We start from the raw sequence: 9,993 nt of genomic DNA, 5'->3' as shown, positions 1-9,993 counted from the left end.
GTTGCAGTTCCTGTACGTCCGGAACCCGGGGGCTGCGTTCTCGTTCGCGGTGAACATGACCTGGGTGTTCTCGGTCATCTCAGCCGCGGTCGTCGTCGCGATCATCGTGTACTCGCGTCGCATCCGGTCGATGTGGTGGGCCATCGTGCTCGGCATGCTGCTCGGCGGCGCGTTGGGCAACCTGCTCGACCGGCTCTTCCGTGAGCCCGGCTTCGGACGGGGCCACGTCGTCGACTTCATCTCGACGCCGTGGATGATGCCGGCGATCTACAACGTCGCCGACTCCTTCATCTGCATCAGCATGGTGGTCTTCGTGCTGCTGGTGATCCTCGGGGTGAACCTCGACGGCACCCGCACGCTCTCGGCCAAGCGCCAGGCGCAGGTCGACGCGGCGGAGCCGCTCGACAGCGGGGCCGCGTTCTCGTCGGCCGATGCCGCTCTCGACGAGCCGACCCGCGCCTCCAGGCCGGAGGACCGCGACCGTCGTGACACGCTGGGCCACGACGCCACGTGAGCGAATCGCGTTCTCTGCCCGTGCCCGACGGGCTCGCCGGTGAGCGTGTCGACGCAGCCATCGCGAAGCTCCTCGGTTTCAGCCGGTCGTTCGCGGCCGACGTCGTCGCCGCCGGTGGCGTCCGCGTCGACGGTGTGCCCGTCGACAAGTCGGACCGGCTGCACGCCGACTCCTGGCTCGAGGTCGAGTGGACCCCGAAGGAGCCGCCGCGCATCGTTCCGGCGGCCGTGCCGGGCATGACGATCGTGCACGACGACGAGGACATCGTCGTCGTGGACAAGCCCGTCGGCGTCGCCGCGCACCCCTCGCCGGGGTGGGACGGGCCCACCGTGCCCGGGGGCCTGGCCGCCGCCGGTTTCACGATCGCGACGTCCGGCGCCGCTGAACGTGCCGGGATCGTGCACCGGCTCGACGTCGGGACCTCGGGTCTGATGGTGGTCGCGAAGACCGAGCTGGCGTACACGCACCTCAAGCGGGCGTTCAAGGAGCGCACGGTCGAGAAGGTCTACCACGCACTCGCGCAGGGCCACCCCGATCCGACCTCGGGCACGATCGACGCCCCCATCGGCCGGCATCCCTCGAGCGACTGGAAGTTCGCGGTCACGTCGGAGGGCAAGCCGAGCGTCACCCACTACGAGACGCTCGAGGCCTTCCGCGCCGCCACCCTGCTCGAGGTGCACCTGGAGACCGGGCGCACCCACCAGATCCGGGTGCACATGGCGGCGACACGCCATCCGCTCGTCGGGGACACGATGTACGGCGCCGATCCGGTGCTGGCGGCCGAGCTCGGACTGACGCGCCAGTGGCTCGACGCGGTCCGGCTGGGCTTCGACCACCCCCGCACGGGCGAGTGGGTGTCGTTCGAGGCGCAGTACCCGGACGACCTGCAGGCAGCGCTCGAGCAGATCCGGAGCGCGTCGCTCTGACGCGCCCGGCGGCTTGCGCCGAGGGGTCGCGAACCGTCGGCTGCGGCGCCGCCAGGCGACGCCTTCCGCACCCGCGGCGGTCGGCCCGCGGCGTGTCCTGCCCCCTCGGCGGCGCGCCCCGCGCGTGTCCAGACCGCCGTGCCCGGGCGATTGTGCCGAGGGGTCACGAACTGTCGGCTGCGGCGCAGGCAGGCGACGGGTTCTGTATCCGCGGCGGCCTGCGTGCGGCGTGTCCTGCCCATTCGGCGTGGCGCCTCGCGCGTGCCGCGACCCGGTGCCGGTGTGGAGGCGCGCTGGGGCCCCGCCCCGCGCCTCCTGTCCGGCACGCCCGGGCGCTTGCGCCGAGGGGCCACGAACTGTCGGCTGCGGCACCACCAGGCGACGCTTTCTGCGCCCGCGGCGGAGCACGTGCGGCGTGTCCTGCCCCCTCGGCGGGGCGCCCCGCGCGTGTCGCGACCTGTTGCCGGTCTGGAGGCGCGGTGCGGCCCGCCCCGTGCCTCCAGTCCGCCCCGACGCGCGCGGGAATGTGGGCGGCCGCGGTTAGGCTGTTCCCACACCGCAGCACACCGTACGAACCGGAGGTTCCGTGTCGGATTCCGACTCCTTCGTCCACCTGCACGTGCACAGCGAGTACTCGATGCTCGACGGTGCCGCCAGGCTCTCCGACCTCGTGGCGGAGACCGCCGCGCAGGGGATGCCCGCCGTGGCGGTGACCGACCACGGCAACATGTTCGGCGCCTTCGAGTTCTGGAAGGCCGCCAAGGCCGGTGGCGTCAAACCGATCATCGGGACCGAGGCGTACATCACGCCCCGCACGCACCGCTCGGACAAGACCCGTGTGCGCTGGGGGGACGGCGGGGGCGACGACGTGTCCGGCGCCGGGTCGTACACGCACATGACGATGTTCGCCGAGAACACGACGGGCATGCACAACCTGTTCCGGTTGTCGTCCAAGGCGTCGCTCGAGGGCTACTACTTCAAGCCCCGCATGGACATCGAGCTCCTGCAGGAGTACCACGAGGGCATCATCGCCACCACGGGCTGCCCCTCGGGGGAGATCCAGACGCGCCTGCGCCTCGGCCAGTACGACGAAGCGGTGCAGGCGGCCGCCGACTACCGCGACATCTTCGGCAAGGAGAACTACTTCGCCGAGGTCATGGACCACGGCCTCGAGATCGAACGCCGGATCATGAGCGATCTGATCCGCCTGGCGAAGGACCTCGACATCCCGCTGGTCGGCACGAACGACCTGCACTACACGCACGCCCACGACGCCAAGTCGCACGCGGCACTGCTCTGCGTGCAGTCCGGCTCCACGCTCAACGACCCGAACCGCTTCAAGTTCGACGCCGACGAGTTCTACCTGAAGACCCCGGCGCAGATGCGGCACGTCTTCCGCGACAACCTCGAGGCCTGCGACAACACGCTGCTCATCGCGGAACGCTGCAACGTCGAGTTCGACACCTCGGCGAACTACATGCCGAAGTTCCCGGTGCCCGAAGGCGAGACCGAGCACTCCTGGTTCGAGAAAGAGGTCGCGAAGGGGCTGGAGTACCGGTACCCGGGAGGCATCTCGAAAGAGGTGCAGGACCGCGCCGACTACGAGGTCGGGATCATCAACCAGATGGGGTTCCCGGGCTACTTCCTGGTGGTCGCGGACTTCATCAACTGGTCGAAGAACAACGGCATCCGCGTCGGGCCGGGGCGTGGGTCCGGTGCCGGCTCGATGGTCGCGTACGCGATGCGCATCACCGACCTCGACCCCATCCGGCACGGCCTGATCTTCGAGCGGTTCCTCAACCCGGACCGCGTCTCGATGCCCGACTTCGACGTCGACTTCGACGACCGGCGCCGCGGTGAGGCGATCAAGTACGTCACCGAGAAGTACGGGTCGGAGCGCGTCGCGCAGATCGTCACGTACGGCACGATCAAGGCGAAGCAGGCGCTCAAGGACTCCTCGCGCGTCCTGGGGTTCCCGTTCGGCATGGGCGAGAAGCTCACGAAGGCGATGCCGCCGCCCGTGATGGGCAAGGACATCCCGCTCACCGGGATCTTCGACAAGGACCACCCGCGCTACAAGGAGGCCGTCGACGTCCGCACCGTGGTCGAGACCGACCCCGAGGCGAAGACCGTCTTCGACACGGCGCTCGGGCTCGAGGGGCTGAAGCGCCAGTGGGGCGTCCACGCTGCCGGCGTCATCATGTCGAGCGACCCGCTCATCGACATCATCCCGATCATGAAGCGGGAGCAGGACGGCCAGATCGTCACGCAGTTCGACTACCCGGCAGCGGAGTCGCTCGGCCTGATCAAGATGGACTTCCTGGGGCTCCGCAACCTCACGATCATCAGTGACGCCCTCGACAACATCAAGACGAACCGGGGGATCGACCTCGACCTCGAGACCATGGGCCTGGAAGACCCCGAGGCCTACGCGCTCCTGCAGCGCGGCGACACCCTCGGCGTGTTCCAGCTCGACGGCGGGCCGATGCGCGGCCTGCTGCGGCTGATGAAGCCCGACAACTTCGAGGACATCTCCGCGCTCATCGCCCTGTACCGCCCGGGCCCCATGGGTGCGAACTCGCACACGAACTACGCGCTCCGCAAGAACGGCGAGCAGCCGATCACGCCGATCCACCCGGAGCTCGAGGAGCCCCTCAAGGACATCATCGGCACGACCTACGGCCTGATCATCTACCAGGAGCAGGTCATGGCCATCGCGCAGAAGGTCGCCGGGTTCTCCCTCGGCCAGGCGGACATCCTCCGCCGCGCGATGGGCAAGAAGAAGAAGTCCGAGCTCGACAAGCAGTACGCGGGCTTCCAGCAGGGCATGAAGGACAACGGGTACTCGGACGCGGCGATCAAGACGCTGTGGGACATCCTGCTGCCCTTCTCCGACTACGCGTTCAACAAGGCGCACTCGGCGGCCTACGGTGTGGTGTCCTTCTGGACCGCGTACCTCAAGGCGCACTACCCGGCCGAGTACATGGCGGCCCTGCTGACCTCGGTCGGTGACGCCCGCGACAAGCTCGCCCTGTACCTCAACGAGTGCCGCCGGATGGGCATCAAGGTGATGCCGCCGGACGTCAACGAGTCGATCGGCTTCTTCGCCGCGGTCGGCGACGACATCCGCTTCGGCATGGGTGCCATCCGCAACGTCGGGTTCAACGTCGTCGACGACATCGTCAAGGCCCGGACCGAGAAGGGCGCCTTCGAGTCGTTCCACGACTTCCTGCGCAAGATCCCGATCTCGTCGGCGAACAAGCGCACGGTCGAGTCCCTCATCAAGGCCGGTGCCTTCGACGAGTTCGGCGACACCCGACGTGCCCTGGTGGAGATCCACGAGGGCGCGGTCGAGGGTGCGGTCAAGGTCAAGCGCGACGAGGCCCACGGCAACGTCGGGTTCGACTTCGACTCGCTCTTCGCCGAGGCAGCCGAGGACGCCCCGAGCGCCGCGGTGTCGCAGGTGCCGGACCGACCGGAGTGGTCCAAGCGCGACAAGCTCGCGTTCGAGCGGGACATGCTCGGGCTCTACGTGTCCGACCACCCGCTCGCCGGGCTCGAGATCGAACTCGCGAAGCACCAGTCGATCACCATCGCCGACCTGCTCACCGCGGACGACTCGATCGAGGGCGAGACGGTCACCGTCGCCGGCCTGCTGACGAGCGTGCAGCACCGGGTGGCGAAGACGAGCGGCAACCCGTACGGCATCGTCGACATCGAGGACTTCGGCGGCCAGATCGGCGTGATGTTCCTGGGCAAGACGTACCAGGAGTTCGGCCCGTCCCTGGTGCCCGACTCGATCGTCGTCCTGCGCGGCCGCGTCAACGTCCGCGACGACGGCAAGGCCCTGCACGCGGTGAGCATGTTCCAGCCGAACGTCGGCGACGCGATGGGTTCCGGCCCGCTCACCCTGTCCCTGCCCGAACGCCAGGCCACGACGAGCACGGTGACGGAACTCGCCGCCGTGCTCGGCCGCCACCAGGGTGACACCGAGGTCCGGCTGAAGCTGCTCAAGGACGACGTCGCGCGCACCTTCGAGCTGCCCTTCCCGGTGAACCTGACCCCCGACCTGTTCGGCGAGCTGAAGAGCCTGCTCGGACCCCGCTGCCTGGTGTAGGAGCGTCGACCATGGCCGGTCACCGGATCTTCGGGACGCCCGTCGCGGACGTCTACGGGCACTACCTGGCGAAGGTGGAGCGGAAGGGCCACACGAAGGCGGAGCTCGACACCGTCATCGAGTGGTTGACCGGCTTCGGCGACCGGGCGCTCGCGCAGCACCTGGCCGACCGGACCACGTTCGAGGACTTCTTCGCCGGCGCGCACCTCAACCCGAACGCCCCGCTCATCACCGGGGTGATCTGCGGGGTGCGGATCGAGGAGCTCGACGACCCGCTCATGCGGCAGATCCGGTACCTCGACAAGCTCGTCGACGAGGTCGCCAAGGGCCGGCCGATGGTGAAGATCCTGCGGACGGCGTGACCGACGGCCAGCCGGCGCCGCACGTCCTCCGGGCGTTCGGCGTGCACGACCGGCCGATCGAGCGCCTCGGCGGCGGGCGGGGACGCACGTGGCGCGCCGGGGACGTCGTCCTCCGCCCGTCCGGTGACCGCCTGGAGGCCCGGTGGCGGTCCGCCACGTTGGCGCGGCTCGTCCACACGGCCGGGTTCCGGACGCCGCGCCCGGTCGCCGCCACGTCGGGGGACTGGGTCGTGGACGCCGGCGCCAGCGTCAGCACCGGTGACGACGGTTGGGAAGCCTGGCGGTGGGTCGACGGTCGCACCGACCCCACGCGCGTGGACGAGGTGATCGCCGCGGGTGCCGCGTTCCACCGCGCGATCGCCCACCTGCCACGCCCCGAGTTCCTCGACCACCGCGACGAGCCCTGGAGCCGGGCGGACGGCATGGCCTGGGGCGGAGCAGCCCTGCCCGACGACCCGACGCTGGACCGCCTGGCCGCGACGTTCCGGCCGGTGACGTCAGCGTCGCAGCTCGTCCACGGTGATCTGCTCGGCAACGTGCTCTTCACGCCGGGCGAGCCGCCCACGGTGTTCGACTGGGCACCGTACTGGCGCCCGGCGGGCTTCGGCGCAGCGATCGCGGCGGTCGACGCCGTGTGCTGGCACGGGGTCGCCGTCGGTCGACTCGGCGTGCTCGGTCCCGGCGTCCCCGAGTGGCCGCAGCTGCTCGCCCGTGCGCTGGCGTTCCGGATCGCCACGCTGCACCTGCTCGACGCGTGGGACGCCGACCAGACGGCCCGCCACCGGCCCGTGGTCGACGCCGTCGTGCAGCACGCCGCCGGTACGCTGGAGGCCTCATGATGCAGCGAATCGACCTCCGCGGCGGCCTCCCCGCCCGTGCCGAACTCCTCCGACTCATGCCCCGCGCCGCGGGTGACGTGTCGCACGCGGTCGACGCCGCGCGTGAGTTGATCGAGGACGTCCGACACCGTGGGGCCGCGGCCCTGCACGACCAGGCCGAGCGCTTCGACGGCGGGGCCCCTGCGAACGTCAGGGTGCCCGCTGCCGAGATCACCGCCGCCGTGGCCGGGCTCACCCCCGAGGTCCGGGCAGCCCTCGACGAGGCCATCCGCCGCGTCCGGGCTGCGAGTGCGGCGCAGATCCCCGCCCCGTCCGTGACCACCCTGGCCGACGGCGCCGAGGTCCACCAGCGCTGGCAGCCGATGCGCCGCGTGGGGCTCTACGTGCCCGGTGGCAAGGCCGTCTACCCGTCCAGCGTCGTGATGAACGTCGTCGCAGCCCAGGTCGCGGGCGTGCCCTCGATCGCCCTCGTGTCGCCGCCGCAGCGCGACCACGGCGGAGCGGTGCACCCGACGATCCTCGCCGCGGCGGGGCTCCTCGGCGTCGACGAGGTCTACGCGATGGGCGGCGCCGGAGCCGTCGGCGCTCTGGCGTACGGCGTCGCCGAGATCGACCTCGAGCCGGTCGACCTGGTCACCGGGCCGGGCAATAACTACGTCGCCGCCGCGAAGCGACTGGTGCGCGGTGTGGTGGGCATCGACTCCGAGGCTGGCGCGACCGAGATCCTCGTGATCGCGGACGACACCGCCGACGCCGGGTTCGTGGCCGCCGACCTGATCAGCCAGGCCGAGCACGACGAGCAGGCCGGCAGCGTGCTGGTGACGACGTCCGCGGCGTTCGCCGACGCGGTGGAAGCCGCCATCCCGCAACGCACGGCGGTGCTCGGGACGGCTGCGCGCCTCCAGGCTGCCCTGGACGGACCGCAGTCCGCGATCGTCCTGGTGGACTCGCTGACCGACGCCGCGACCGTGAGCAACGCGTACGGGCCGGAGCACCTCGAGATCCAGACGGTCGACGACGACGCGGTGCTGGCCGACATCGACGCCGCCGGCGCGGTGTTCGTCGGGCCGAGCACGCCGGTGAGCCTGGGGGACTACCTGGCCGGGTCCAACCACGTGCTGCCGACCGGCGGCCAGGCCCGCTTCGGGTCCGGGCTGTCCGCGTCGACGTTCCTGCGACCCCAGCAGATCGTCCGGTACACGCCCGAGGCCCTGGCCGAGGTCGCGCCGCACATCGTCGCCCTGTCCACCGAGGAGCAGCTCCCCGCGCACGGGGCCGCCGTGACGGAGCGCACGAACCGATAGCCTGGGGAACGACATGTTCTGCCCCTTCTGCCGCCACCCGGACTCCCGCGTCGTCGACTCACGGACGAGCGACGACGGAACCTCCATCCGCCGCCGTCGACAGTGCCCCAACTGCGGTCGACGGTTCTCGACCACCGAGACCGCGTCGCTCAACGTCGTGAAGCGCAACGGTGTCACCGAGCCGTTCAGCCGCGACAAGATCGTCTCCGGCGTGCGCAAAGCGTGCCAGGGGCGCCCCGTCACCGACGGTGACCTGGCCGTGCTCGCACAGCGCGTCGAGGAGACCGTACGGTCCTCCGGATCGAGCCAGATCGACGCGAACGACATCGGCCTCGCGATCCTCGCGCCCCTGCGGGAGCTCGACGAGGTCGCCTACCTGCGGTTCGCGAGCGTCTACCAGGCGTTCGACTCGCTCGAGGACTTCGAGGACGCCATCGGCCAGCTCCGCCGCGACCACCACGCGGCGTCCGACACGGCCGCCGGGTCGTCCACACCGTCCGGCACGCGCGCGTGAGCGGCATCGCCGAACGCATCGTGCGCGGCGGCTACCGCGTCGTGTTCCGGTCCGTGTTCGCGAACATGGACCCGGAACGTGCCCACCACCTGGCGTTCGCCGTGATCGCGGGGCTGCCTCGCGTGCCCTTCCTGAGCGGGGTCGTCGAACGCTTCTGCCGTCCCGCAGCGGCCGACGGCGTCACCACGATGGGCATCCACTTCCCGTCGCGCTTCGGCCTGGCGGCAGGGTTCGACAAGGACGCCCGCGGCATCGCCGGTCTCGGCCTGCTCGGCTTCGGCCACGTCGAGGTCGGCACCATCACCGCCAAGCCGCAGCCCGGCAACGAGCGCCCGCGCCTGTTCCGGCTGATCGGCGACCGCGCCCTGATCAACCGCATGGGCTTCAACAACCACGGCGCCGCTGCGGCCGCCCGACGCCTCGAGCGTGCCCGCCGCAACCCCGGTCGCCCCGTCATCGGCGTGAACATCGGCAAGAGCCGGGTCGTCTCCGTCGAGGACGCCATCGACGACTACCTCGAGTCCACCCGTCGGCTCGCGACGTTCGCGGACTACCTGGCGGTCAACGTCAGCTCGCCGAACACGCCCGGTCTGCGCGGACTGCAGGAACTCGACCAGCTCCGACCGCTGCTGTCCGCGGTGCGTGACGCCGCCGGCCGGACTCCGGTGCTCGTCAAGATCGCACCGGACCTGACCGACGAGCAGATCGACGCGATCGCGGGCCTCGCGGTCGAGCTCGGCCTGTCCGGGGTGATCGCCAACAACACGACGATCTCCCGCGACGGGCTGACCGCGGATCCGTCCGACGTCGAGGCGATGGGTGCCGGGGGACTCTCCGGTGCGCCGCTCGCCGCCCGCTCGCTCGAGGTGCTGCGTCGCGTCCGCGCCGCGGTGCCCGCCGACTTCTGCGTCATCGCCGTCGGTGGTGTGACCACCGAGCAGGACGTGCAGGACCGCATCGACGCCGGAGCCACGCTCGTGCAGGGCTACACGGCGTTCCTCTACGAGGGACCGACCTGGGCGGCGCGCATCAACCGGCTGCGCCGTCGGCGGCTGCGTCGCGCCGCGCGGTAGGCGCGAGAACCTGACGGACTGGAGGCCCGTGGCGACACCGCCACGGGCCTCCAGTCCGTCGTGGGGGCGCGCCGCGGCCGCTTCGTGAGCAGGAATAGTCGGGTGCGCCGTGCCCACCCGACCATTCCTGCTCACGAAGCACGAGCGGAGGAGCGGGGGAGTGGGAAGTGGCGGAGCCGGGCACGGCGAGCGGCGCCCCGGCAGCCCGAGATCCGGAGAGGGGCGCGTTGGGGGAGGGGGCCTTGCCCGGGGCGTGAATAGGGCGGGGGCGCAGCATTGAAAAATAACAGTTGTAGAACTCGCCCCGCTGCGACCACAGAGGATCCTACACGAGCTGAGCTTGA

8 protein-coding genes are annotated in these 9,993 nt (G+C 70.7%); all 8 read left to right on the top strand.

All coding sequences use genetic code 11. The features are described 5' to 3' along the window. A partial coding sequence (locus H7A73_RS17595) for a signal peptidase II (RefSeq protein ID WP_182067187.1) occupies positions 1 to 514 on the top strand: 514 nt, incomplete at its 5' end. Beyond that, on the top strand, positions 511 to 1,440 hold the full coding sequence (locus tag H7A73_RS17590; protein ID WP_110864623.1) for an RluA family pseudouridine synthase: 930 nt from the start codon (positions 511 to 513) through the stop codon (positions 1,438 to 1,440). The genes H7A73_RS17595 and H7A73_RS17590, both read left to right, overlap by 4 nt. 637 nt (positions 1,441 to 2,077) lie before the next feature. After that, positions 2,078 to 5,557, top strand: a complete 3,480-nt coding sequence (gene dnaE, locus H7A73_RS17585) for a DNA polymerase III subunit alpha (RefSeq protein WP_247737870.1) — start codon at positions 2,078 to 2,080, stop codon at positions 5,555 to 5,557. Positions 5,558 to 5,568: 11 nt separating this feature from the next. Continuing rightward, entirely contained in the window at positions 5,569 to 5,919 is a 351-nt protein-coding gene (locus H7A73_RS17580) for a DUF2200 domain-containing protein (protein ID WP_182067185.1), read from the top strand. Further along, entirely contained in the window at positions 5,916 to 6,758 is an 843-nt protein-coding gene (locus H7A73_RS17575) for a phosphotransferase (RefSeq protein ID WP_182067184.1), read from the top strand. Before H7A73_RS17580 ends, H7A73_RS17575 begins: the two co-directional genes overlap by 4 nt. Beyond that, the gene (gene hisD, locus H7A73_RS17570; protein ID WP_182067183.1) at positions 6,755 to 8,062 is read left to right on the top strand and encodes a histidinol dehydrogenase; all 1,308 of its coding nucleotides are present in this window, start codon (positions 6,755 to 6,757) and stop codon (positions 8,060 to 8,062) included. Before H7A73_RS17575 ends, hisD begins: the two co-directional genes overlap by 4 nt. A gap of 13 nt (positions 8,063 to 8,075) precedes the next feature. Next, positions 8,076 to 8,576, top strand: coding sequence for a transcriptional regulator NrdR (gene nrdR / locus H7A73_RS17565; protein ID WP_111023127.1), 501 nt, complete (start codon positions 8,076 to 8,078; stop codon positions 8,574 to 8,576). Next, positions 8,573 to 9,649 carry a quinone-dependent dihydroorotate dehydrogenase gene (locus H7A73_RS17560; RefSeq protein ID WP_182067182.1) on the top strand — a complete coding sequence of 359 codons (1,077 nt, stop codon included), beginning with the start codon at positions 8,573 to 8,575 and terminating at the stop codon, positions 9,647 to 9,649. Before nrdR ends, H7A73_RS17560 begins: the two co-directional genes overlap by 4 nt. Positions 9,650 to 9,993: the final 344 nt, after the last annotated feature.

The sequence above is a fragment of the Curtobacterium sp. ME12 genome, from assembly GCF_903970855.1.
Lineage (GTDB): Bacteria > Actinomycetota > Actinomycetes > Actinomycetales > Microbacteriaceae > Curtobacterium > Curtobacterium poinsettiae_A.
The sequence above is the reverse complement of the archived record's forward strand: the minus strand, read 5'-3'. Positions and strand labels throughout refer to the sequence as shown.